Here is a 22,995-nt window from a genome sequence, read left to right on the forward strand (position 1 = left end):
GCTTGTGGGTGGGATACGATGAAGAGCCGTTCCCTACGACCGAACGATTTCGGATACGGACACTGGCGGGAAGACCGACTCGCTAGTTCGGCACGATGGGGCGTCCGACTTCGGCGGACTCGTACGCCGCCCGAACGATGGCAACCGCCTTGCGTGCCTCGTAGCCGTCGAGTTCGTACGGTTCGTCTGACTCCACTGCGTCGAGGAACGCCTCGACGTTCCGACCGTACTCCGAACGGTCGTCGGCGGGCGGAGAGGAGGCCAGCGTCTCGGTTGCGTTCCCTCGCTCGTGGCGGAACTGCCACTCGCCGTGTTCTTCGGCGACGATTTCCGCCGACCCGTCTCGCCCACCGATCTGAATTCGTTTTTCGAGGCCGGGATACATCGACGTCGTAGCGAGGACCTGTCCGAGCGTGCCATCCCGGTATCGCAGCGAGAGAACGGCGGTGTCCTCGACCTCGATTTCTGGACCGTCGTGGCCCAGCGTATCGGTGTACGCGAACACTTCGGCGACCGGGTTCTCCTCGTGATCGACATCGAGCGCCGCTCCGGCGAGCCACTGTGCCATATCGACGCCGTGGATGGACTGGTTGATCAGCGCACCGCCGCCGTCGAGGGCTTGCGTTCCCTGCCAGGCGTCCTCGTAATACTCGTCCGGTCGCCACCAGGGTACCGACACGCTTACCGCGGCGAGGTCGCCGAAACGACCCGAGACGGCGGCCTCGTGAACCGTCCGGGCCGCCGGGTGGTACCGATTCTGGAAGATACCGCCGAGACGAGCATCGGCGTGCTCGCAGGCCGTAATCATCTCGTCTATCCGTTCGGTCGTTATTTCGAGCGGTTTCTCACAGAGGACGTGCACGCCCCACTCCGCTGCGGCCGTCGCCGGTTGGAGGTGGTTCCCGCTCGGGGTGCAAACGAGAGCGATGTCGAGGTCCGCCTCCGCGAACATCGCTTCGTAGTCCTCGTACCACGCACACCCGTACTTCGTGGCGAACGCCTCCCCTTTGCTGCGGGTACGACACGACCCAGCGACCAGTTCGGCGGTAGCTATCTCCTCGATTCCCCGCGCATGCGTGTCGGCGACGGAGCCGATGCCGACGATTCCAATACGAAACGTCACGGTTCTACCGCCGTGTACCCATCGCAAAAACCTTTCGTCGGTCCGTCTCCCGTTCCGAGCGACCTTACCGGCCCAGTTCCGCCGGAAGGTCGTACGTCGGGTCGTTGACGAACCGGTTCATCCCTGCTTCGAGGGAGAGGGACGTGCCGCCGGGGAGCGCCACCCGAATGCGGTTCGATTCCGCGGTCCGCTCCCGTCCGTCGGCGCTGACAGTCGTGAACTCGTGTTCGCCGTACGCACCGGCCTGGACGAGCATCTCACGGTCCTGACCGCCCACGTTGACGAGCGTCAAGCCGATGCCGTCCGTGGTGATTTCGTCGACGAGCGCCGCGACGCCGTCGGGGAGTCCCGGTCTTCCCCGTCCGAGGTCGAAGTGACGCACCTGGGCCATGACGAGGCCGCCGTAGTAGATGGGTTGTGGCGCACCCATCGTGAGCTGAAGCAACCCCTTCTCCGAAACTGGGTTTCGATTTCGGAGGTAATCCTCGTCGATATCGTCGGGACTGTACCCCTCCTCTCGCATGAGTTTCGTGCGATCCAGAACGTGTGCGTGGTTGGCCTCCATGATGCGTTTCGGGTAGTCGGGAAATTCGCCGTCGAGGTAGGAGAGCCACGCGTATTCGTGACCGTCGGCGTGTTTCGTCTTGGCGCGCGGATCGATGCGTCGCCAGTCCTGTTTGTGGTGGTTGCGCAGATCACGGACGCGCTGTCGGTCGTCGTCCCGCATCGACATGTACCAGAGGTGGACGGCGTACGGGTCGTCCTTGTGCGGTCTGAACTCGAACCAACCGTCCTCGTAGTGAATTTCGCCGTCGTTCTCCTTGAGGACGCCCGAGGCGTTGTAGTGATAGTTCCCCGGTTCACCGAACTTGTGGGGGATGTAGAGGGTATCGTTGACGGCGTCGGCGCTCACCTCGATGCCCCGGTCCATCAGGTGATCGAGTTGCGACCGAGGGAAGTCCAGGTGTTCGCGGGTACCGTCGAGGAGGACGGCGTTCTCGGCAGCGACGGTCGGGCCGATACCGACGTAGTGCCACCCGCCCCACGACCATCCGTAGTAGCCGCCGTACCACTTTCCGTTCGTGTACTCGCCGATCTCGCCCGATCGTCCCACGTTGTCGGGGATGATGCCGCCGTTCTCCGCCGTCCGGTCGCGCCAGGCATCGAGATAGTCGAACACCCATTCGCGGTATCGGTCGTCGCCCGTGTGGAGGTACGCGTTCGTCATCAGACTCGTGACGTTGAGATTCAGCGGGATGTCGCCCTTCGTACATCGTTCGTTGAGCACTTCGAACAGTCGCTCCTCGTTTTCGGGGTCGTGAAGGTCGGCGGCCTCGTCGAATTCGCGGACGTCGCGCCACGGGAGTCCGTGACGCCACCAACGATAGTCCGCTCCGTAGCCGTGGGAAACGTACTCCGAAAAGTCCGCGTGATCGGGACCCATACTACCGGTCTGGGGGCTTCGGACGAGTCGCTTTTCGGCGTCGTAGTTCCCGGTCTCCGAGTCGCCGAGATACAACCCGGCGAACCGTTCCGCGCGGTCGACGACAGCGTCGTCGGTCGGGTCCGCGAGGCCCATATTGTAGGTGTACAGGTTCCCCTCGCCGAGGTGGAACCAGTCGCGGCCCTGGTCGAACTCGTCCACGTACATCGGGTGACCGTAGGGCGTTTCCACCTCGGAGAGGCGGTCGATGACGGCCCGATACGTCTCCGTCGCCGCATCGAGGAACAAACGGTCGCCGCCCATCGCGTACACGAGCGGCCAGTTGTAGAATCCCTCGACGAGGTCGTCGGAGCCATCGATGCCGACGTGGCCGTCCGGTGGCCACAGCGGACGGCCCTCGTCATCGAGATATCGATCGATGAACGAATCGACCGCATCGCGGGTTACGTCGAACAGTCGTCGTTGATTCGTCGCCCAAGCGGGCGGCTTCGTATACGATTTCGTCGCTTCGAACGAGGCCATAGCTTCTACGGGAAGCGCCCACGTAATCAATATTTGGGTCCGGGAAATCGAGTATATAAAGGTCGTTCGATACCGCGCCTTATCGCTCCTCAAGCGATTCGATGGGGTCGGTGTTCCCCCAGTTGACCGTCGCCCCCTCGTTCGGGGATGCCCAGACGACGGCGTTGGCGATGACCCGTTGGACCTCGGGTTGATGGAAGATCGGATACTCCTCGTGGCCGGGACGAAACGCGAAGATTCGACCTCGGCCACGGCGATAGCAGACGCCGGAGCGGAACACCTCGCCGCCCTCGAACCACGAGATGAACACGGTTCGGTCGGGTTCGGGCACGTCGTACGGTTCGCCGTACATCTCGGTCGATGGAATCTCGAAGTGCTCGTCGAGGCCGTCGGCGATGGGGTGACCGGGGTCCGCCACCCAGACGCGTTCGGTTTCGCCGCCGTGCCGATACTTGATGTTGCAGGTCGTTCCCATGAGGCGCGTAAACGGCTTCGAGTTCTTCCCCGAGTGCAACGGGACGAATCCCATCCCATCGTGAACCGCATCGACGACGCGGGTCGCGACATCGTCGCGTACCTCGTCGTTCGCGCAGTGTGACCACCAGACGAGAACGTCCGTTTCGGCGAGGACGGATTCGGTGAGACCGTGCTCCGGTTCCTCTAATGTCGCCGTTTCGACGGAGTGGCCGTCGGCTTCCAGACTCGACGCGATGGCACCGTGGATACCCTCCGGATAGCGTTTCGCGACTGACGGTTCTTCACGTTCGTGGACGTTCTCGTTCCAAACGGTTACTCGAACGGTCATACGTTGTGTGCTCTCGAAAACGAACCATAAGTGTTCGGTTCGACTCGACGGTGTCGTACGCCGAGGCGTCAGCAGGGGAACGATTGTGACGACCCGGCCCATCCGGACGGAGGATGAGGAAGGAAGAACCCTCATATTGTTCCCTTCTGCCGAACAGTAGCGTTACAGAGATAGAGATGTAATGGGCAGTGTTGCACGATAGCATACGTATCCAGTTACGGACGGGCAACGACCGATCAGCCCTCAGCGAAAACGACCGGAAAGGCGGATTCCGGAAAAAGAACTGTCACTGCTATCGCCGATGGTGCCGATCGAACGGGTGCGATGCGGTGTTTTCGGATGGGATCGAGGATTCCCAAGAGGCGAACGGGCCATCGATCAACCGGCGTTCGCTGCGAAGCGGTTAGATACTGATGGCGGTCGCAGTTCCGCCGCGTGGCGTTTCAACGCTCATCGGTGACCGCTACGGTCGAAGGATCGCAAGTCGTCAACGGTACGGGAGCCGCTGGTTCCCTACAGGGGAACAAATTTATATTAGGGGAGTACCGTTTGTGTGGTATGACAAGACAGGCCGAGGAAAACACCGGACGAACGATCCAATCGGTGAAGATAGCGTTCAACATCATCGACGTAATCCAGGAGCGTCAGAACGTCGGTGTGACCGAGTTATCGAACGAACTGGGACATTCGAAGAGCACCATTCACAGCCACCTGCAGACGCTCGTCGACCGGGAAATCGTGGTTCCCAAAGACGACAGATACCGTCTGAGTCTCCGAATTCTGGACATCGCGAGTCACGTTCGGGACCAGGTTGGGAACTACGAAGTGATCGAGAAGGAAGTCGAGGAGTTGGCGATGAACACGAACGAAATCGCGCAGTTCGGAATCGAGGAGTACGGTCGGGTATCGTACCTCTGTAAATCGAGAGGGCCGAAGGCGGTCGAGACGGCGTCGAGGGTCGGAACGCAACAGCCGATGTACGCGACTTCGTTGGGAAAGACGATCCTCGCACACTTGCCTGCCGAGCGACAGGATCGGATAATCGCGGACTGCAGTTTCGAACGGCAGACGGAGAAAACGATTACGAGCTCCGAGGAACTTCGCGACGAACTGGAGACGATCATCGAACAAGGATACGGGATCGACAACGAGGAGAACATCCACGGGCTTCGGTGCGTTTCCGCGCCCATACAAAGCGGGGATTCGATACTGGGCGCCATCAGCATTTCCGGCCCGACGAGTCGGTTCACGGACGACCGACTTCACAACGAACTCGCGGATCACGTCCTCCGCGCGGCAAACGTCATCGAGCTCAATACGAGATATTCCTAGTCGCGCTGCTCTCTTTTGGGGATTTGAACTCCGCGGCGAGGCTCCCGAGGGACCAAAGGTCCGAAAGCATGGGAGCCCGCACCAACGTGTTCACTATCGGGATCGCTTCGATATCCCGCCAGCGGGGAGGTCCGCGTGTCGAAGTCGGTGATCGTTCTAGAGATGACTCTCGCCGACTGCGACCGGACCGTCATTCCGCGATGAGGCGTTCGATGTCGTCTTCGAGTTGACCGTACAGCTCCTCCGCCGTCCGCTCGTCCGCGGGCGACAGCGGTTCGATCGGCTCACGAACCTTCCCGCCGTGTAATCCGGCGAGGTCGAGTCCCTTCTTCACCGCTGAAACGCTGATCGCTCCGGCTATCGTGTTGTTCTTCCCGGTCTCTTCGCGGAAGTTTTGATAGGGCACACAGATGTTGCGGATGCGTCTCGCGCGCTCCCAGTCGCCCGCAGTAAGCGCATCGAATAACGCGAGTCCGATTTCCGGGCGGAAGTTGCTGACGCCCGCCGAGAACCCTTCGATACCCTCGTTCCAGAACGGTAGGGCAAACGGCTCGGCGAGACCGTCCACCCAGACGACGTCGTCGGCACCCGCTTCGACGCCCCTTCCGAGTTTGACTGCGTCCTCAAGGGCGTACTTGATCCCGACAACACCATCGACGTTCGTCAGATCCCGCAGGTATTCGACCGAGGGGTCGAACCCCTTGACGTACGGGACCAAGGGGGCATCGGCGACGGCATCGAGTTTCTCGTAGTATCGGATGAGCCCCTGTTCGTGGATGTACGAGTGATCCGGGGGCATTATCATCATCGCGTCGACTCCGACGCGGTCGTAACTACGGATGGTATCCTTCGCTTCCTCCGTACTCCCGCCGACACCGGCGAGAATGCAGGCGTCCGAAGGGAGCGCGTCCACGCTGGATCGTGTTACTTCGACCCGCTCGTCCCGTGAGAGGGAGTGGTACTCGCTGATATTAGCGGACGCCAAAAACGTCCGAATCCCGCCGTCATAGAGACTTCTCGCGTTCTCTTGGAGCTTTTCGTGTTCCACCTCGAGGTCGTCGTCGAACGGTGTAAGGAGTCCAGCGGCGACACCACGCAGGTGCTGACGCACCTCATCGTTGGAAAGTGGCATACTCGAGAATCTAAGCGCGTCAGCATAAAATCTTCGTCTATGAAAATCAAATTTGACATATGAGTGGGAAGACTGTCCGGATTGAAAATGGGATTCACCCGACATTCATAATTCGACTCGGCATCCATCCCCCCGATACGTGCGAACGGGAAATTCCCCGAGGTTTATCGTCCTGCGGTCGGCAGTAGTGTACATGCGGCTTACGAACGTTAGCGGCTACGCACTCTCGTCCCCGATAGACCCGCCACAAGACCGTCGTTTTTCCGGCGGAGTCAGACGCTTGCGCAAACGCGATGTCGTTCTCGTCGTCCTCGAAACCGAGACCGGAGAACGGGGCGTCGCGACCGCCGGTGCGAGCAGTTCCGCGATGCGGGAGTACTTCGAAGGAGATTCACAGGCGACGTTCGCCGACGTCGTTAACGGTGCCGTGTCCGAGTCACTCGTCGGCGAATCCATCGAGGCGGTCACCGATGCGCACGAACTGTTGCACGAAACCGGACTCCCGGATCGGCTTCGATACGAGGCGATCTCAGCGATCGACGTGGCGCTGTACGACCTCCGTGGGAAAGAACTGGGCGCACCGATCTACGAACTCCTGGCCGAGGAGTTCGGAAGCGACCCTACGACGGAGATACCGATGTACGCGAGCGCGGGTATGTACATGGACCCGGCCGGATATGCCGAGCAGGCACGGGCCCTCGAAGCATCCGGGTTCATGGGGTACAAGTACCGACCGGGAATCGGAGTCGACGGTGATCGGGAGACGATCGACCGCCTCGCCGAAACGGTCGACGACATGGAGTTCATGCTCGACACGCATACGTGGTGGAAGCTCCGTGACGCGTATGGGGAAGCGGCGGTTTCGGAACTGGTCGAGTACGCGAGCGAGCGCGGGGCGTACTGGATAGAGGAACCCGTCGAACCGGACGACAGGGCGGGATACATCGAGCTCTCGGCCACGGGTGCACCGCTCGCGGGCGGTGAGAGCGAGGAGACATCGGCCGGGCTCATCGAACTCGGGCGAACCGAGGCCGTCGATTTCCTCCAGGGGGACGTCCGGCATCACGAGGGGTACACGGGCTGTGTGTCGGCTGTCGAGTTCTGTCGCGGCCGCGATGTCGAATTCGTCCCACACAACTTCGGCACGTGGCTCGGTCTCGTCGCCAACGCGCACCTCGTCGCCGCCGCCCCGGAGGTAGACCTGCTCGAATATCCCGTCTTCGAGCGCGACCCGTTGCTCGGGGGGGACGTCGACCCCGGAATGTACCCGTTCGACCTCGCGTTCGACATCATCACCGGAACGCCATCGGTTACGGACGGCGTTCTGACGGTCCCCGATGGCCCCGGACTTGGCGTGGAAGTCGATCTCGATGTCATCGAGGAGTATCCGTTCATCGACGGTCCGTGGACCGAGTTCCGGTACGACGAGGACCTCTGATTCTCCGTCTGTATGGGATGTTCCCTCCCACGAGTTCCGCCGTCGACCGCTGCGTGACATAAATTATAACTTACCCGACTCGGAGGGTAGCACATGGAAGTTACGAACGTCGAGACGATTCCCATCTCTACGAGCCTTCCCGAAGGGGAGGGAGTGGGTGATGCTCGCGGCTTCGGACGAACGCGTGCGACGACGTTACTCCGGATCGAAACGGACGAAGGAACGATCGGGTGGGGCGAAGCGTTCGCTCCGGGTCCCATCGTGGCGGCAACGATCGACGAACTGTTTCGGGACCAAGTCGTCGGGATGGACCCGTTCGACGTCGAGTCGCTCGCCGACCGGTCGTACACGGACCCGTACCACTTCGGCGGAAGCGTGTTCGTGCAGAGTTGCGTCAGCGCCATCGACGTTGCCCTCTGGGACATCATCGGGAAAACGGTCGGACGACCCGTTCATCGGCTTCTCGGCGGCACGGAGTGTCGGACACTGACGCCGTACGCGTCGACGATGTACTTTACCGAAGCGGACCGGCCACTCGAACGACCCATTCAGGAAGCCGTCGATGAAGGGTTCACCGCCGCGAAGATAAAGATCGGAAGTGGGTTCGACGACGACGTCGAACGGGTCCGCATCGCACGACGACTCCTCGGCGACGATGCGCGCTTGATGGTCGATATGAACGGGAACTATCGCCCGCAACAAGCCGTCAAGACGGCGAGGGCCATCGAGAAGTACGATATCACGTGGATCGAAGAACCCGTACCGCCGGAGAACCAGACCGGATACCGCGAGGTGAAATCCCGGATCGACACGCCGATAGCGGCAGGCGAAGCCCACTACGGACGATTCGCGTTCAAGCGCCTCATCGACGACCGGGCCGTCGACATCGTTCAACCCAACCTCGGACGATGTGGTGGGTTTTCTGAGGCGCGACTGATCGCGGACATGGCCACGACGGAGAACGTCGCCGTTCGACCGCACATCTGGAACAGCGGGGTCGGAATGGCCGCGGCGGTGCAGTTCGCCGCGAGCGTCTCGTCCTACCCGCACACCCGAAACATCCCGGAACCGATGATGGTGGAGTTCGACAGGAGCGAGAACCCGCTTCGGAGCGAGATTCTCGAAACGCCGTTCGATCCGTCCGGCGGAGTCCTCGACGTCCCGCAGGGTCCCGGACTGGGTATCTCGGTCGACCGAGACACGGTCGAGCGCTATCGAACTGAGTGAAGACGGCCATCTTTCGGCCCTACATAGTTTTATTTACGATGCCACTCCATCAGTGAGCATGCAACGAGGACTCGTCGTTTTAGACGACACCGAGATGCACAGACGCTTGCTCGAAGAGGCCGGTCGGTTCGCAGCCAACTCCGACGCCGAGTTGATACTGTTTTCCTGGATAACGCCGGAGCAGTTCGAAGAGCAACTCGATGCGCTCGAATCGGTGGAGGAGACTGAACGGACGAACTATCGCGAGTTCACGGCACAGGAGGCCGCCGTGCGCTTCGGCCGTCGGTTTGCCGAGGAAACGCTGGGGACGCTATCCGAGGACGTGAGCTACGACGTCGTCGGCGAAGTGACGGAGAAGGACGAACTCGGGAGTACGGTACTCGAAGTGGCGGAGAAACACGGCTGTGATCACGCGTTCGTCGCCGGACAGAAACGGTCTCCCACGGGGAAAGCCCTGTTCGGCGACGTCACACAACGGGTTATCCTCAACTTCGACGGGTTCGTGACGACCGCGATGGAATGATCGTCAACGGTGGTCGAGGTCCGTCAGTGGTCACTGGAATGATCGTCGGCGGAGATTGAGACCAATCGGCGGTCGCTGGAACGACCGCCGGTTCCAGTTGATTTAATAGCCAAACACGCAATCGTACCAGCATGGACGTTGTAGTGACCGGTGTCTACGGACGCTGTGGAACCGCCATCATCGATAACCTTCACGACCGACCCGAATACGACTTCACGTACTTCAACCGGTCCGATAGACCGAGCGACCACCCGTACGGCGAGTACGACACGGTCGTCGGCGACATCGCCGAGTACGAAAAAGTTCGAGACGCCTTCGAGGGACAGGACGCCGTCGTCCACCTCGCCGCCTACCCGTACACCGACGGCGACTGGGGGGAGATCCTCGAACCGAACATCATCGGCATGTACAACGCGCTCGAAGCCGCCAGAGAAGCGGAGGTCGAATCGTTCGTCTTCGGATCGACGAACCACGTCATGGGGATGTACGAACAGGCGCACAAACCCGAGTTGTACGCCCCCACGTACGACCTCGTCATCGACGACACCGATCCGGTCCGTCCCGATTCGTACTACGGAGCATCCAAGAGTTTCGGCGAGGACCTCGGCCGCTACTACGTCGAGAACTACGAGTACCCGAAGCGATTCTACGCGCTTCGCATCTGTAGCGTGCGGATGCCGGAGTACGACCATCCCTACGGTGACGCGGAAATCGGCGTCGAGGAGGGCGAGTGGGAACGAAACAGCGCCGAGTACGACGAACAGGTGGCGCGAATGAAAGCGACGTGGCAGTCGCGGCGGGATTTCGCCCATCAGATCGACTGTTGTCTACAGGACGAGTCCGTCGAATTCGATATCTTCAGCGGCGTGAGCGACAATCGACGACGGTGGTACGACCTCGAACACGCGCGCGCGAAGATCGGATACAACCCACAGGACGACGGCGAGGAGTGGGACGCGCCCCCGGAATAGGATTCCGTGTTCCCCGACCGTACTCGTTCGAACCTCAGTAGTTCAGATACGCCGTCTTGATGGAACTAAAGAAGTCGAGACCGGCGTCACCCTGTTCCCGGTACGTGTTCGTCGACGACCCTTTGTAGCCGCCGAACGGCACGTGAAGTTCCAAGCCGGTCGTCTTCTCGTTCACCTTCGCGACGCCCGCCTCGACGTCCTCGATGAACTGATGTCCCTCCGAGAGGTCGTCCGTGACGATACTGGCCGACAGGCCGAACTCCACGCCGTTCGCGACGGCCACCGCCTCCTCGAAGTCCGACACCGAGATGACTGCGAGTACCGGTCCGAACACCTCCTCCTGGGCGATTCGCATGTCGGCGCGGACGTCGGAGAAGACGGTCGGTTCGACGAAGTGTCCGTTGTCGTATTCGTCACCGGTGAGACGGTCGCCGCCGGTTTCGAGGGTCGCACCGTCTTCGAGGCCGATATCGACGTATTCGAGCGTGCCTTCGAGTTCGCTCTCGGTCACGTGTGGTCCCATGTCGACGTCCGTGGCTCCGTCCCCGATTTCGATCGATTCGGCGTAGTCCACGATGCCCGCGACGAATTCGTCGTACACGTCCTCGTGGACGATGGCGCGGGAACAGGCGGTACACGCCTGTCCGGTGACCCCGAACGCGCCCGAACCGACGATGTCTACGGCCTCGTCGAGGTCGGCACTCGGCATCACGGCGGTCGGGTTCTTTCCGCCCATCTCACACTGCACGCGTTTCAGGTCCTCGGTCGCGGTCTGGGCGACCATCGTCCCGATGGCCGTACTCCCAGTGAACGACACGGCGTCGACCGCACCGTGTTCCGTAAGGGGGCCTCCGACGTCGCTACCCGACCCGGTCACGTAGTTGACCACCCCGGCGGGCAATCCGGCCTCCTCCAGGCATTCGACGAGTTTCAACGAGACGCCGGGTGCGGCGGACGCGGGTTTGAGAACGACCGTGTTCCCCGCCGCGAGGGCCGGAGCGAGCTTCCACGCCGGAATGGCGATGGGATAGTTCCACGGCGTGATGAGCGAGACGGTTCCGAGCGGTTCGCGTTTCGTGTACAGTTGCTTGTTCGCGGCGCTCGCCGCTTTCATCGTACCGCCGAGGTCACGGGTCTTCTCCGCGTAGTAATCGAAGATATCGATGGCGCGTTGTACTTCGCCACCGGCCTCCGCGAGGGTCTTTCCCTCTTCCGTGGTGAGCGTCTCGGTCAGTTCGTCCTTGCGCGTATCGAGTGCGTCTGCCGTCCGTTTCAGGATACGACCGCGCTCCGGTGCGGGCGTCGAAGCCCATTCGTCCTGCGCCGCAACTGCTGCCTCGACCGCGCTTCTTGCGTCGTCACCCGTCGATTGTTGGTACGTCGCCACGATTTTGGTTTCGTTCGCCGGATTACGTACCGCAAACGTGTCACCCGACGCTGATTCTGTCCAGTCTCCGTCGATATAATTACCGTAGTCTGTCGACATCCTCAGAGACAGCAACGGACGGACACTATACTAAGGTTTTGGTGATGACAAACGAAATGAGGAGGATATCCACCGAGATGAAAAGCGAAGAGACCCACCCCAACCGATTTATACTGTTACTACGTACCACGCTACCAATGAGTTCAGTTCAGAAAACTGGCGAGACCAACGACGGAACTAGCCGTTCGATGGAATTGTTTTCGACGATCAGAAACTCGGTCACGCTCTCCCTCGCGACGCTGGGAATCATCATCTTCGTCATCGGGTTCCTCATCAACACCGGAATCTGGGCGGCGATGTGCGCCACCTGGGGGGCGGCGCTTTTCCTCGTCGGCGTAGTTGGGTACACGTTCATTTGGTGGCAACGTCGGTAAGCGACCGACGAACCATCCGCCCACGCGTGGCGGCGATTCCGGGACGTCTCGAACTATTTCGCGTTCCCGGAACGTTTCGAACTACTTCTCGTCGCGATTCGGCTACCCGCATGCTACCGGGAGACTTCCCACTACCTCGAAACCGTGGTCATCGGCGCTTCAGTTGCGAGACGGCGTTCTCTCCCGGTCGCCGATGTAACGAGAGGTCGGCTACTTTTCTGATGGTGAATTCGCCGAGAATGTTCACTTCACACCCCGATTCGAGGTGTCCGCCCACCGTTCTGTCGCCGTTGAACGCCGTGACGTGCAGGTGAGGTTCACCATCCGCGATGAGGCCACCGACGTTCGTCACCTCCCACGAACCGTCGAGCGAGAGGTGTACGTTCCGGTCGGTCTTGTCCTCCGGAAGGTCGGTTCGGTTCACGTAGTGGATGTTCAGGTTGCTGAACGTTCCGATACCCGAGACGAGGACGCCCGTGTCCACGTCGTGTGTTTCACAGGCGTCGATGATCGATTCGAGTGCCAAGTCACCGCGGTCGAGACGGACGATGACGTGTCCGTCGGATTCGAACGTTTCCATGGACCTACAGTGCTGACTGCGTGTAGCGGTGGGATAAGTCTTCACCCTCGAATCGGGACGAAACGAACGCACATGGGTTTCGGCACCGCTACGGAATCCCTCGGCTGTGGTCGCCCCGTTTCCGGATGCAGTTCGAACACCGCCACCCCGCCACCGTCCTTGTTTGCGGCGAAGAGGTATCGACCGGTCGGGTCGAGCGCGATGGTGCGGGGCGTCCGTCCACCCGAGGAGACGTGGCTCTGCACATCGAGTCGGCCAGACGTCGGATCGACTTCGAAGAACGCGATGCTGTCGTGGCCGCGATTGGATCCGTACACCCACCGTCCCGACGGGTGAACACGGAGGTCAGCGGCCCGGTTTTCGCCGTCGAACGACGACGGCAGCGTGCTCACCGTTTCGACGTTTCGGAGCGCTCCCGTCCCCGGCCGTACGTCGAACACGGTCAGCGTCGATTCGATCTCGTTGACGACGTAGAGGAGACGCCCGTTCGGGTGACGCTCGAAGTGTCGCGGACCGGTTCCCGGCGGAAGCGTCACGTCGGGAATCGACGCCGAATCCAGATTCCCATCAGATCGGTGAAAGAGGGTGGCGATGCGATCACGCCCTAAGTCGGGAACGTAGACGACGCCACCGGTCGGCCCCGGCGCGATGGAGTGGGGATGTGAAGCAGTATCCTGTCCTTCAGCCCCGAATTCGAGAGTCGTGCCGACCCCCAGTCGGCCGTCGGAACCGACCGGGAAGGAGGAGACGGTCCCACCGCCGTAGTTCGCGACGTAGACGTAGTTTCCGTAACTGTCGATGGACACGTAGCAGGGACCTGCTCCGCCGCTCGGCCGTCTATTGAGTCGCGTCAGGGTCGCATCCGGGTCGTCGATCCGATACGCGGAAACGAGGCCACCAGCAGTCCGGTCGACCGTGTACACGTACTCCCCAGTCGGGTGGATCGCGAGATAGTATGGGTTTTCGGCGGGTGAACTTCCCGATTTCGTCACCGACCCATTTGAGGCATCGAACCGATAGCTAACGACGCTGTCCGTCCCATCACCCGGCGATGAACACACGAGCATCACCGATCGTGAATCGACCATACTCCCCCGTCACGCCGCACGGATATGTGGGTTTCCACGAGATGCTTCCGTGTGTTGGGGGGTCGGTAGCTTCGCGTCGAACGACCGAAGTAGTTATGCGCGCGACGGCCAACGAACAGTCATGTGCGAACGATTAGCAGGGGCTGTCGCCGTCGTCACGGGCGGCGGAAACGGAATCGGTGCGGCAACGTGCGTTCGACTCGCCGAAGCGGGCGCGTCGGTTGTCGCAGTCGACTGGGATTCGGATGCCGCCGAGGCGACGGCATCGAAGGTGAAGGACCGAACTGGTCGGGAAGCGGTCGGCATAACGGCCGACGTCGGCGACGAGGAACAGGTGATGGAGATGGCAGAGACAGTATCGAATCGGTTCGGACACGTCGACGTCCTGGTGAACAACGCCGCGGTCCGCGCCGCTCCGGGACCGGTAACGTCGGCCGACGAAACGAGTTGGGACCGCATCCTCGCGGTGAACCTCAAAGGCGTCGCGTTCTGCGCGAAGCACGTGATTCCGTTGATGGAGACGGGCGGGTCGATAGTCAACGTCGCGTCGAACGGCGCGTCGGTCGCTCGGCCCGAGTGGTCGCAGTACGATGCGACGAAAGGGGCACTCGTTTCGATGACTCGAGACATGGCCTGTGACCACTCCGCCGACGGAATCCGGGTAAATGCCGTCTCTCCGGGGTGGGTCATCACGGAGTACCATCTCCCCGACGACGAAGCGGAGGCACGCCGGTTCTTCGCGGAGAAGACGACGCCGCACGCCGACGGTCCCGGTGTCCTCAAACGTGCGGCGACACCGCGCGAAATCGCCGACGCCATCCTCTTTCTTGCGTCCGAGGAGTCGTCGTTCATCACGGCAACCAACCTTCCCGTCGATGGCGGCGTCGGGGCGGTCGGAAAGGGATTGGCGTGGCGCGACGCGGGTTTCGAAGAGACCACCGATTGATCTGCCAGACGTAACGCGAACGGGAGGCGGATTCAATCGTCGATGCGGTTCGCTTCGAGAAACTCCCAGTCGAAGGAGTATCCCAGTCCGGGATCGTCGGGCACGGGAACGTGTCCGTCGTCGTCCAACGGGTCGACGATATCGGTCAACCACGGCGTCGCCGCCTCGTAGTCGAACTTCGGATGTAACAACCCTCGTTCGTAGTACTCGCCCGGCGTCGTCATCGCTCCCAGGAGGTGTAAGTTCGGAGCGTTTCCGCCGTGGACTTCGCAGGCGACGTTGAACGACTGACAGAGGTGAACGACCTTTATCGCGGGCGTAAGCCCACCGACGTCGTTGACGCCGACACGGCTGATGTCGGCGACGTCGCGTTTTATCCACTCCGCACGAGTGTACATCTGCCCTTCCGCGGTCTCCGGTCCGACGACGGGAACGTCGACGGTCTCCGTCAGCCACTCGTAGGAGGACATCGAGTGTTCGTCCATCGGTTCCTCGAACCATTTGAAATCGAGGTCCGAAAGGGCACGTCCGATCCGCTGTGCCTCGGTTCGACTGTAGTAGTGGTGCGAATCGAGCATGAGACCGACGTCGGGGCCGACCGCCTCCCGAACCGCACGACACGCCTCGATGACGCGGTCCGGGTCCGCGTCGTACGGCGGCATCCAGGTGTGGAGTTTGACGGCACGATACCCCTGGTCGAGCAGTTCGACGGCGAAATCGGCGTACGCCTGCGGCGTTCCGAGTCCGTCCGGGTCGTCGTCACCGACCATCGTGCTGGCGTAGGCCGGAATCCGCTCCCGGTGGCCACCCAGTAGCCGATAGACGGGGACGTCGAAGTGCTTTCCGGCGACGTCCCACAGCGCACAATCGATTCGAGCGACGTTCGAATCCGTGAGCGTGCCTCGGTGAAGCCGTTGTGATCGGTTGAGCCGTCGCCAAATTCGCTCCCGTTCGAGTGGGTCCTCGCCGACGAGATACGTGCTCGCGAGGTCGTTCGCCTCCTCGGTCCCACCGGGACAGTAGCCGTCCGGGCCGCCGTCCACGAGTATGCGCGTGATGGTCCCAGTCCGCTTGGATGGATCACCGGGATGGGCGTGACCCCTTTCGTCGTGACTCTTTCTCGAACGGTACGTGAATCGGATCGTTTCGATGTCGTGGATCTGCATCGCGAGGTACTAACTACACGGACGAACCGCGGTTAAGCGTTCGGTTGGTTCGAGGTCGTTCGGTACCGATCGCGGCACAGCTATGGTGGGAAAGAAAGCCGAGAAGAGCGGGTCGTCGTCAATCCGCCATCGATCGGCGGTCAGTCGTCCCCGTCGACGATGGAGTCGCTGTGCCAGTACTCGTGATCGTCTTGCACGCGGAAGCACGCCGTTTGGTGGCGTTCGTCGTCCTCCGAATCGTACGAGTCCGGGACCGTCGTCCGGCACACTTCGCGCGCCTCGGGACACCGGGTGTGGTAGTGACAGCCGCTCGGCGGGTTGGTGGGATCCGGGATGTCGATCTCCCTGATCGGCGACTCCTCGATGACCGTCTCCTCCTCGTTGTGGGTGAGTTCGGGCGTCGCCCATCGAAGGGCTTGCGTGTAGGGGTGTTGCGGGTTGTGGATGATCTGCTCCGGCGGACCGATCTCGACGAGTTCGCCGAGGTAGACGACCCCGATACGGCCGCCCGTTTTTTCCGCGATGTATCGCGCGTTCGAGAGGTCGTGCGAAACGAACAGATACGACGTGTCGAACATGTCCTGAAGCTGTATCATCAGGTCCATCATCTCGACGCGCAGCGAGACGTCGAGCGCGCTCACCGGTTCGTCGGCGAGAATGAGGTCGGGGTTCATCAGCATCGACCGGATGATGGCGACGCGTTGCTGTTCGCCGCCGGACAGTTGGTGAGGATAGCGTTCGAAGTAGTCCTCGGCGGGGGACATCCCGACGTGTTCCAGCAGCCCCAGAATACGTTGTTTCCGGTCGTTTCCGTCTAGATCATCGTTCCACCGCTTGAGGGGCATTTCGAGGGCCGCTTTGACTCGGCGGTGTGGGTTCAGTGAGCTACCGGGGTCTTGGTGAACGATCTGAAGCGAGCGTCGGACGTCCTCCCAGGCGATGGTGGCGCTCCCGCCCGAATCCCGTACGTCCCAGATATCGTGTCCGCGGTATTCGATGCTCCCACCGGTCGGTCGCTGCAGTCCGACGGCCGTCTTCCCGAGCGTCGTCTTGCCGCACCCGGACTCGCCGACGAGAACGATGGCGTCGTTCTCGTAGATGTCGAGCGAGATGCCGTCGACCGCCTTGACGGTGTCCGCATCGGAGAAGATGTCGAAGAACCCCTTTTCCTTCTCGAAGTGGACTTCGACGTCTCGCATCGACACCACCGGTTCGCCGTCGGAACTGACCGTTCCGGCGCTCGCGCTGACGGAGCTTTCGCCGAATCCGGCGAGCGACGACGAATCCTCCGTCATCGGGATGGTTTCGGCGGCGTCTTCCCAGTGGTGACAGTTGACGTGATGGTCGCCGTTGACCCGATATGCCTCCGGGTCGTCCTTCTCACAGTACTCGTCCGCGAGCGGACAGCGGGGGTGGAAGGAACATCCGGAAGGAACGTTCACGGGGTCGGGAGCGCTTCCTTCGACCGGTCGCATCTCGTCGATGGACGATTCGAGGTTCGGCGTCGATTTCAACAGGAGTCGCGTGTACGGGTGGGTCGGTTCCTCCAATACCTCCTTCATCGGCCCCAGTTCGACGATTTCGAACGCGTACATCACCGCGATACGGTCGACCAAGTCCGCGATCAGCGGCAGGTCGTGGGTGATGAAGACGATCGTGAGGTCGTACTGGTCCTTGAGGTTCTGGAGCAGCGAAATGATCGACCGCTGCATGAGCAGGTCGAGCGCCGCGGTCGGTTCGTCCATCACCAACACTTCCGGTTCGAGAATGAGCGACAGCGCGATGAGCGCCCGCTGTTTCATCCCACCGGACAGTTCGTGCGGATAGGAATCCAGCACGCGGTCGGGGTCGAGATAGAGGTCTTCGAGGAGTTGGTGTGCACGTTGCATTCCCTCGTCGATGTCGTAATCGTGAGCGTTCAACGTCTCGACGAAGTGGGTTCGAATCGAGCGAACGGGGTTGAACGAACTCATCGCCCCCTGGAACACCATGGACACCTGCTCCCAACGAAACTCCTTCAGATCGCGCCCTTCGAGATCGAGGACCTCGACTGGTTCGCCTTGTTTCGGCTGGTACGTGATATCGCCCGTGAGCACCCCGGGGTCGACGACGGCGTCGAGGAGCGCCGAGGCGAGCATCGACTTTCCGCTTCCGCTCTCCCCGACGACCCCGAGGACCTCGTTCCGCTGTACGTCGAGGTCCACCGAGTCCAGGACGTTCGAATCGCCACGTTCCATGTCGAACGTGACGGACGCGTTTCGTACCTCTAGGATCGATTCTTCCGCCGTGTCGAGTTCATAGCTCGATTGTGAAACGGTCATCGTCTATAGTCCTCCGTTGGTCATGCTACCAGCCGATTCGTCTTCTTCGCCCACGTGCGCTTCCGCCTCAGCGGTCGTCTTCTCGTGACGTGCACGGACGCGCGGATTGAACACCCTGTCGAGCGACTGCCCTAGAAGGATCAGTCCGATGGAGATGAACACGATCGCCGCCATCGGCACGAGGAACCAGTGCAGCGCCTCGGGTCTGATGTGGGCCTTCGCGTCGTAAGCCTGTTTCAGCGTAGTCCCCCAGTTCAAGTCCTCGTACGGGAGGACACCGAGATAGTACAACGCCACCGCCTCGAAGATGACCCGCCGCGCCGCGTTGGTCAGGTTGATCACGACGTACGGCATCAGATGTGGAATGATTTCCTTGAAGACGATAGTTGGCGTCGAAATTCCCATCGCTCGCGCCGCCTCGACGAACGCTTCCCCTCGGAGCGTGAGTACCTGTGACCTGATGGCACGCGCGAGACCGCCCCAGGACGCGATACACAGCAGGATGCCGATCACGTACGGGTTACCGCTGATGTCGAGCAAGAGAGCCAGCGCCATCACGAGCGGGAACGCGGGGATGTTGATGAAGATGTCCGTAATCGAACTGAGAATCGTGTCGGCCCGGCCACCCTTGTAGCCCGCAATGCCGCCGACGACGGTTCCGACGACGACGGTGAAGAGCGCTCCGGACGTAATCATCTTCAGCATCGTCTGGGTCGCGTTGACCACTTGCGAGAGCAGGTCGCGTCCCATCTTGTCGGTCCCGAGAGGGTACTGCCAGTTCTGGAAGGGTTTGACGAGCGCCGGTCCCTCCGCCACCTTCGTCGGCTCGATAAAGACCGTTCCGAGTGTCCCCATCAGCACGTAGACCAACAGGATGGTGAATCCGATCTGTGCCCTGCGGTCACGCTTGATGATCTCGAACGGTGCGTGAATGTAGGCATCGTACAGCTTTCGATATCGGTCGCGTCGGGTCTCCTCGTACTGTGAGACCACCTCGAATGGAGAGTTAACGTTCCCGCCGTCCGTGCGAACGGCGCTCTCGTTTCGTTGGTCGTCACTAGACGACACTGCCTCTCTCAGCGGGTCAGTCATCGTTGACCCTCCTCTGTCGGTACAGTCGGTAATTTCGTTTGTAGATTCTCATCGTTCGTTTGTGTGTCATATTCAGTACGATTCACTGTTCTGCCCTCCCGCGCGCGGATCGATCAACGAATACGTCAGATCGGCGAACAGCAGTGCGAGTACGACCGCCACCGTGATGAGAACGAACCCGCCCATCATCAGCGGATAGTCGCGCTGATAGAACGCCGACAGCGTGTAGTAGCCGATGCCCCGGTATTGGAACACCTTCTCCAGGACGACGGAACCGCCGAACATCTCCCCGATGCTGATCATCAGCGTCGTGTACATCGGGAGGACGGCGTTTCGCGCGACGTATTGCGTCGAGATGGTTATATCGGAGAGTCCGCGAAGACGGGCCACACGGAGGTAGTCGGACCCGAGAACGCGAATGGAGTTCCCGCGCATTCCCAGCGAAGCGATGCCCGAGGCAACGAGCATGGACATAACCGGCAACGCGGCGTGGCGTATTATCCCTTTGATGTACAGCCAGTTGAACCCGACCGGGACGCCCGTCGGTTGCTTGCCACCAGTCGGGAACCATCCGAGCCGATACGAGAACGCCATCAAGAGCAGAAACGCCAACACGTAGAACGGAACCGAACCCATGAGGATTGCCCACGAAGTCAGTCCGACGTCCAGCTTTCCGCCTTCCCAGTACGCCATCAATGCGCCCACCATGACGCCGATGAAGAAGCTGATGAACAGCGACCAACTCAAGACGAACAGCGTCCACGGCAGCGTGTTCGCGATGATCTGGGCAACGGGGTCGGAATAGTACGTCGACACGCCGAGATTGCCCTGTATCATGTTCGCCATGTAGTGGACGTACGCGATCGGTATCGGTTCGCTCGGATTGACGCTCATTCGAAGCTCGACGATATCCCGAGCGCGAGCCGGGTTGACGCCTTGCCGCTGCAACTTTCGCACCATCGCTCCCATCGGGTTCCCCGGCAATAGCCGCACGAGGACGAACGACAGGGTAGTGACCGCCCACGCCGTGAACAGCGCTTGTCCTACTCTTCGTACACGCCAGTCTATCTTTACCATGTTACACGTATGCAAGCCGTTTCGAGAGCTTCATAATCAATTTATCCCATATTGTTACTATAATTATGTATATATTAATATATGAATGAGTCGCTTCGTGCACGGTCCCTCGGCGGTCGGTTCATTCGAAGGGTTCCCACCCGGTGTAGAGTACCACCACGCTCATGACGAACGTGAAAACGATGGGGATGAGCGTCACCGTCGCAGTCACGTATGGTCCGGTCCCCGGTTCGAGATAGAGAAACGAGAACCCCAACAACAGGAGAAAGAGGATGTCGATGCCGAGCACCGTTCTCGATGCCGTTCGAAGTAGTCCCATAGCTGTATGTATGAATCCGTTGTATTAAACATTCAGTTCTCATCGCTACGAGTTCCGAAACGTCCGTTGGGTTGGGAACCCGGGTTGATATGGGAACGGGTTGGTTGGTGCCCAACTCTCACCGCTATCCTTTGTACTTCAGCGTACCGTCGGCCATCTTGGGTGCGATATAGAGCGCGTCGTCGACACCGTTTTTGATGCCGGGTTTGACGTCGAGTCCCCAGTGTGCACCGTTGTACGCACCGGCGTCGGGTTGGTACAACATCTCCGCCTCGGGGAGCGTTTGGTTCCACCACCACATCAGTTCGTGATGGTATTTCGAGTCGCCCGTCGACTGCCACTTCCGAATGTGTTGTTCGATGTTGATGGTCTTCGTCCCGCTCGAACCTTTGGGGTCGCCGATTGGCATCGGAATCTCGCTCTCGGGGGCGAAGTGAAGGATGGATTGGAGCCAATCGATGACCAGATCGGTCGCCCACATCGCAGTGATCCCGTTCGAGGACGACCCGTCGGGCATGATATCATACTTCCCTTTGTTGCGGCGGTCGTCGAACGTCGCGTCGTCGACCTGCTCCTGTTTCGTGTCGATGCCGAAGTCTTTCAGGTTCTGCTTGAGCACTTGGATGTCCTGTCGGTCGGATCCGTTCATGATGGAGAGTTTGAACCGCTTTCCATCGGGGGTCATCCATTTGCCGTTGCTCTTCGTGTATCCCTCTTGGCGAAGGAGTTCAGCAGCACGCTTCGTATCGTTCTCGCCGTACTTCGTGAAGTCCTTGACCCACTCGGCGGTCTCGTCTTTGCCCCTGCTCAACACCTTTCCCGGGACGCGGCACGGTGCCCAATCGAACGTCCGGTTCACGCCTTGGAGCAGCGATTCGGTCTGTTTCCGACTGTAGACGTGGCAAACCGCTTTGCGAACGTTGACGTTGTTGACCGGCGAGTCGTAGTCGACGCCGTGCCCGCAGTTGAACGAGAACAGTTTATTGCTTGACCGACCTTCCCGGAACAATTTGTTTTCCTTCGGAAGCTTGCTTTTGAGGTCGTCCTGAACCGGGAACCCCTTGTGTGTTGCATCGATCTTCCCGGCCGAGTACGGCTGGATGGGTTGATTGGTCGAAAACAGTTTGAGCGCGAACTCGTCGAAGTTGATGTTGTCGGCGTTGGGGTGATCCTCGTACTTCTCCATGACGATGATATCGTCGCCGACGTCCTTGATTTTGAACGGTCCGTGACCGATCGGGTCGTCGGTGATCATCGGATATTTCGCCGTCGTGATCTCTTCGATGGCTGCTTTCTTCTCACTTTCAGAGCCGGTCGTGAGCTTCTTGTGCCATTTGCTCCACTTCGGGTCGTCGTGTTTGGTGAAGACGCCACGCGCCAAGTTACCGTTGTAAATTCCGATCGTATTTTGGACGGCGAAGATTTCGGAGAGCGGGTCGTTCAGATTGATCCGCACGTGGTGGTCGTCGACCGCTTTGACCGACTTGACGAGCGGTTTACCACCTTCGTCCGAAGCTTTCTGGAGCGCCAGTTCGATCTCCTGTTGCATGACCCAATCCTGGGCGACGAACTTATCCCCGTTGTGCCACGTCCACTTGTCGCTGAAGGTGGCTTCGAGGGTCTTGTCGTCCGGCATTTTCCACGATTCGGCCATCAACGGGTACGCCTCGTTCTGCGTCGGGCTGTACACCGCGAGCCGATCGAAGATACATGCTCCCGGGTGCCAACAGCCGGTCTGTGTCGGGTTCCACGGGTTGAAGTGACGTTCCGACGGCGTGGCACCGCTGGTCAGTGGATCGAATACCCGGAATCGCTTTCCGTTCGTGTTGCCACCGTTGCCACCGTTTCCACCATCGGTGCCCGGCGTCGGTTCGTCTCCACCACCGGAACAACCGGCGAGCAACGCCGCTCCACCGACTGCACCCGATTTAATGAAGTTTCGCCTCGTACTGATGCCTCTTCGCCAGTTGTTAGAGTCTGGCATGGCAATACCATATGAATCAACCTATATATATTTATTCCTCACGAA

The 22,995-nt window shown here is 60.5% G+C and carries 20 protein-coding genes; 7 read left to right on the forward strand and 13 right to left on the reverse strand.

Translation table 11 applies throughout. The features are described 5' to 3' along the window. Positions 1–82 precede the first annotated feature (82 nt). The 3 genes from NKF26_RS17785 to NKF26_RS17795 all read right to left on the reverse strand — a co-directional run bounded on the left by NKF26_RS17785 (position 83) and on the right by NKF26_RS17795 (position 3,894). Positions 83–1,123, reverse strand: a complete 1,041-nt coding sequence (locus tag NKF26_RS17785) for a Gfo/Idh/MocA family oxidoreductase (protein ID WP_253226947.1) — start codon at positions 1,121–1,123, stop codon at positions 83–85. A 64-nt stretch (positions 1,124–1,187) separates the two neighbouring features. Then, positions 1,188–3,089: a hypothetical protein gene (locus NKF26_RS17790; protein WP_253234685.1), complete on the reverse strand. Its 1,902-nt coding sequence runs from the start codon at positions 3,087–3,089 to the stop codon at positions 1,188–1,190. Between the two features lie 79 nt (positions 3,090–3,168). Beyond that, positions 3,169–3,894 (reverse strand): ThuA domain-containing protein, encoded by a 726-nt coding sequence (locus tag NKF26_RS17795; RefSeq protein WP_253234686.1) that lies wholly within the window; start codon positions 3,892–3,894, stop codon positions 3,169–3,171. A 558-nt stretch (positions 3,895–4,452) separates the two neighbouring features. On the opposite strand from NKF26_RS17795, the gene NKF26_RS17800 reads away from it, so the two are divergent. Beyond that, positions 4,453–5,226: an IclR family transcriptional regulator gene (locus tag NKF26_RS17800; protein WP_253226944.1), complete on the forward strand. Its 774-nt coding sequence runs from the start codon at positions 4,453–4,455 to the stop codon at positions 5,224–5,226. A 190-nt stretch (positions 5,227–5,416) separates the two neighbouring features. On the opposite strand, the gene NKF26_RS17805 is transcribed toward NKF26_RS17800, so the two are convergent. After that, positions 5,417–6,358, reverse strand: a complete 942-nt coding sequence (locus NKF26_RS17805; RefSeq protein WP_253226943.1) for a dihydrodipicolinate synthase family protein — start codon at positions 6,356–6,358, stop codon at positions 5,417–5,419. Between the two features lie 193 nt (positions 6,359–6,551). On the opposite strand from NKF26_RS17805, the gene NKF26_RS17810 reads away from it, so the two are divergent. The 4 genes from NKF26_RS17810 to NKF26_RS17825 all read left to right on the forward strand — a co-directional run bounded on the left by NKF26_RS17810 (position 6,552) and on the right by NKF26_RS17825 (position 10,517). Beyond that, positions 6,552–7,796: a mandelate racemase/muconate lactonizing enzyme family protein gene (locus tag NKF26_RS17810; RefSeq protein ID WP_253226942.1), complete on the forward strand. Its 1,245-nt coding sequence runs from the start codon at positions 6,552–6,554 to the stop codon at positions 7,794–7,796. A 93-nt stretch (positions 7,797–7,889) separates the two neighbouring features. Next, positions 7,890–9,023, forward strand: a complete 1,134-nt coding sequence (locus tag NKF26_RS17815; RefSeq protein WP_253234687.1) for a mandelate racemase/muconate lactonizing enzyme family protein — start codon at positions 7,890–7,892, stop codon at positions 9,021–9,023. A gap of 58 nt (positions 9,024–9,081) precedes the next feature. Then, a complete protein-coding gene (locus NKF26_RS17820; protein WP_253226940.1) occupies positions 9,082–9,546 on the forward strand; it encodes a universal stress protein in 465 nt (154 codons plus the stop codon). A gap of 131 nt (positions 9,547–9,677) precedes the next feature. Further along, positions 9,678–10,517 (forward strand): NAD(P)-dependent oxidoreductase, encoded by an 840-nt coding sequence (locus tag NKF26_RS17825; RefSeq protein WP_253226939.1) that lies wholly within the window; start codon positions 9,678–9,680, stop codon positions 10,515–10,517. A 34-nt stretch (positions 10,518–10,551) separates the two neighbouring features. Here the strand turns inward: NKF26_RS17825 and NKF26_RS17830 are convergent, their stop codons facing one another. Then, the gene (locus NKF26_RS17830) at positions 10,552–12,003 is read right to left on the reverse strand and encodes an aldehyde dehydrogenase family protein (RefSeq protein WP_253226938.1); all 1,452 of its coding nucleotides are present in this window, start codon (positions 12,001–12,003) and stop codon (positions 10,552–10,554) included. A 137-nt stretch (positions 12,004–12,140) separates the two neighbouring features. On the opposite strand from NKF26_RS17830, the gene NKF26_RS17835 reads away from it, so the two are divergent. Next, on the forward strand, positions 12,141–12,377 hold the full coding sequence (locus tag NKF26_RS17835; RefSeq protein ID WP_253226937.1) for a hypothetical protein: 237 nt from the start codon (positions 12,141–12,143) through the stop codon (positions 12,375–12,377). Between the two features lie 148 nt (positions 12,378–12,525). On the opposite strand, the gene NKF26_RS17840 is transcribed toward NKF26_RS17835, so the two are convergent. Both NKF26_RS17840 and NKF26_RS17845 read right to left on the reverse strand, forming a co-directional pair. After that, positions 12,526–12,957, reverse strand: a complete 432-nt coding sequence (locus tag NKF26_RS17840; RefSeq protein WP_253226936.1) for a PPC domain-containing DNA-binding protein — start codon at positions 12,955–12,957, stop codon at positions 12,526–12,528. A 41-nt stretch (positions 12,958–12,998) separates the two neighbouring features. Then, complete coding sequence (locus tag NKF26_RS17845; RefSeq protein ID WP_253226935.1) at positions 12,999–14,045, reverse strand: lactonase family protein; 1,047 nt, start codon at positions 14,043–14,045, stop codon at positions 12,999–13,001. Positions 14,046–14,166: 121 nt separating this feature from the next. On the opposite strand from NKF26_RS17845, the gene NKF26_RS17850 reads away from it, so the two are divergent. Then, a complete protein-coding gene (locus NKF26_RS17850) occupies positions 14,167–14,991 on the forward strand; it encodes an SDR family NAD(P)-dependent oxidoreductase (RefSeq protein WP_253226934.1) in 825 nt (274 codons plus the stop codon). A 32-nt stretch (positions 14,992–15,023) separates the two neighbouring features. On the opposite strand, the gene NKF26_RS17855 is transcribed toward NKF26_RS17850, so the two are convergent. The 6 genes from NKF26_RS17855 to NKF26_RS17880 form a co-directional block, all read right to left on the reverse strand. Further along, positions 15,024–16,157 (reverse strand): enolase C-terminal domain-like protein, encoded by a 1,134-nt coding sequence (locus NKF26_RS17855; RefSeq protein WP_253226933.1) that lies wholly within the window; start codon positions 16,155–16,157, stop codon positions 15,024–15,026. 140 nt (positions 16,158–16,297) lie between these two features. Continuing rightward, the gene (locus tag NKF26_RS17860; RefSeq protein ID WP_253226932.1) at positions 16,298–18,478 is read right to left on the reverse strand and encodes an ABC transporter ATP-binding protein; all 2,181 of its coding nucleotides are present in this window, start codon (positions 18,476–18,478) and stop codon (positions 16,298–16,300) included. Positions 18,479–18,481: 3 nt separating this feature from the next. Continuing rightward, on the reverse strand, positions 18,482–19,570 hold the full coding sequence (locus tag NKF26_RS17865) for an ABC transporter permease (protein ID WP_253226931.1): 1,089 nt from the start codon (positions 19,568–19,570) through the stop codon (positions 18,482–18,484). Between the two features lie 72 nt (positions 19,571–19,642). Then, positions 19,643–20,647, reverse strand: coding sequence for an ABC transporter permease (locus NKF26_RS17870; RefSeq protein WP_253226930.1), 1,005 nt, complete (start codon positions 20,645–20,647; stop codon positions 19,643–19,645). Between the two features lie 121 nt (positions 20,648–20,768). After that, on the reverse strand, positions 20,769–20,966 hold the full coding sequence (locus tag NKF26_RS17875; protein ID WP_253226929.1) for a hypothetical protein: 198 nt from the start codon (positions 20,964–20,966) through the stop codon (positions 20,769–20,771). A 124-nt stretch (positions 20,967–21,090) separates the two neighbouring features. Further along, a complete protein-coding gene (locus NKF26_RS17880) occupies positions 21,091–22,950 on the reverse strand; it encodes an ABC transporter substrate-binding protein (protein ID WP_253226928.1) in 1,860 nt (619 codons plus the stop codon). Between the last annotated feature and the right edge of the window lie 45 nt (positions 22,951–22,995).

It is taken from the genome of Haladaptatus sp. AB618 (assembly GCF_024136965.1).
In the GTDB taxonomy this organism is placed as follows: Archaea; Halobacteriota; Halobacteria; order Halobacteriales; family Haladaptataceae; genus Haladaptatus.

Bases quoted from the DNA above. Each gene is read 5' to 3' on its own strand.
- NKF26_RS17790 (WP_253234685.1), bottom strand. From the start codon at position 3,089: ATGGCCTCGTTCGAAGCGACGAAATCGTATACGAAGCCGCCCGCTTGG.
- NKF26_RS17795 (WP_253234686.1), bottom strand. From the start codon at position 3,894: ATGACCGTTCGAGTAACCGTTTGGAACGAGAACGTCCACGAACGTGAA.
- NKF26_RS17800 (WP_253226944.1), top strand. From the start codon at position 4,453: ATGACAAGACAGGCCGAGGAAAACACCGGACGAACGATCCAATCGGTG.
- NKF26_RS17805 (WP_253226943.1), bottom strand. From the start codon at position 6,358: ATGCCACTTTCCAACGATGAGGTGCGTCAGCACCTGCGTGGTGTCGCC.
- NKF26_RS17810 (WP_253226942.1), top strand. From the start codon at position 6,552: ATGCGGCTTACGAACGTTAGCGGCTACGCACTCTCGTCCCCGATAGAC.
- NKF26_RS17815 (WP_253234687.1), top strand. From the start codon at position 7,890: ATGGAAGTTACGAACGTCGAGACGATTCCCATCTCTACGAGCCTTCCC.
- NKF26_RS17820 (WP_253226940.1), top strand. From the start codon at position 9,082: ATGCAACGAGGACTCGTCGTTTTAGACGACACCGAGATGCACAGACGC.
- NKF26_RS17825 (WP_253226939.1), top strand. From the start codon at position 9,678: ATGGACGTTGTAGTGACCGGTGTCTACGGACGCTGTGGAACCGCCATC.
- NKF26_RS17830 (WP_253226938.1), bottom strand. From the start codon at position 12,003: ATGTCGACAGACTACGGTAATTATATCGACGGAGACTGGACAGAATCA.
- NKF26_RS17835 (WP_253226937.1), top strand. From the start codon at position 12,141: ATGAGTTCAGTTCAGAAAACTGGCGAGACCAACGACGGAACTAGCCGT.
- NKF26_RS17840 (WP_253226936.1), bottom strand. From the start codon at position 12,957: ATGGAAACGTTCGAATCCGACGGACACGTCATCGTCCGTCTCGACCGC.
- NKF26_RS17845 (WP_253226935.1), bottom strand. From the start codon at position 14,045: ATGGTCGATTCACGATCGGTGATGCTCGTGTGTTCATCGCCGGGTGAT.
- NKF26_RS17850 (WP_253226934.1), top strand. From the start codon at position 14,167: ATGTGCGAACGATTAGCAGGGGCTGTCGCCGTCGTCACGGGCGGCGGA.
- NKF26_RS17855 (WP_253226933.1), bottom strand. From the start codon at position 16,157: ATGCAGATCCACGACATCGAAACGATCCGATTCACGTACCGTTCGAGA.
- NKF26_RS17860 (WP_253226932.1), bottom strand. From the start codon at position 18,478: ATGACCGTTTCACAATCGAGCTATGAACTCGACACGGCGGAAGAATCG.
- NKF26_RS17865 (WP_253226931.1), bottom strand. From the start codon at position 19,570: ATGACTGACCCGCTGAGAGAGGCAGTGTCGTCTAGTGACGACCAACGA.
- NKF26_RS17870 (WP_253226930.1), bottom strand. From the start codon at position 20,647: ATGGTAAAGATAGACTGGCGTGTACGAAGAGTAGGACAAGCGCTGTTC.
- NKF26_RS17875 (WP_253226929.1), bottom strand. From the start codon at position 20,966: ATGGGACTACTTCGAACGGCATCGAGAACGGTGCTCGGCATCGACATC.
- NKF26_RS17880 (WP_253226928.1), bottom strand. From the start codon at position 22,950: ATGCCAGACTCTAACAACTGGCGAAGAGGCATCAGTACGAGGCGAAAC.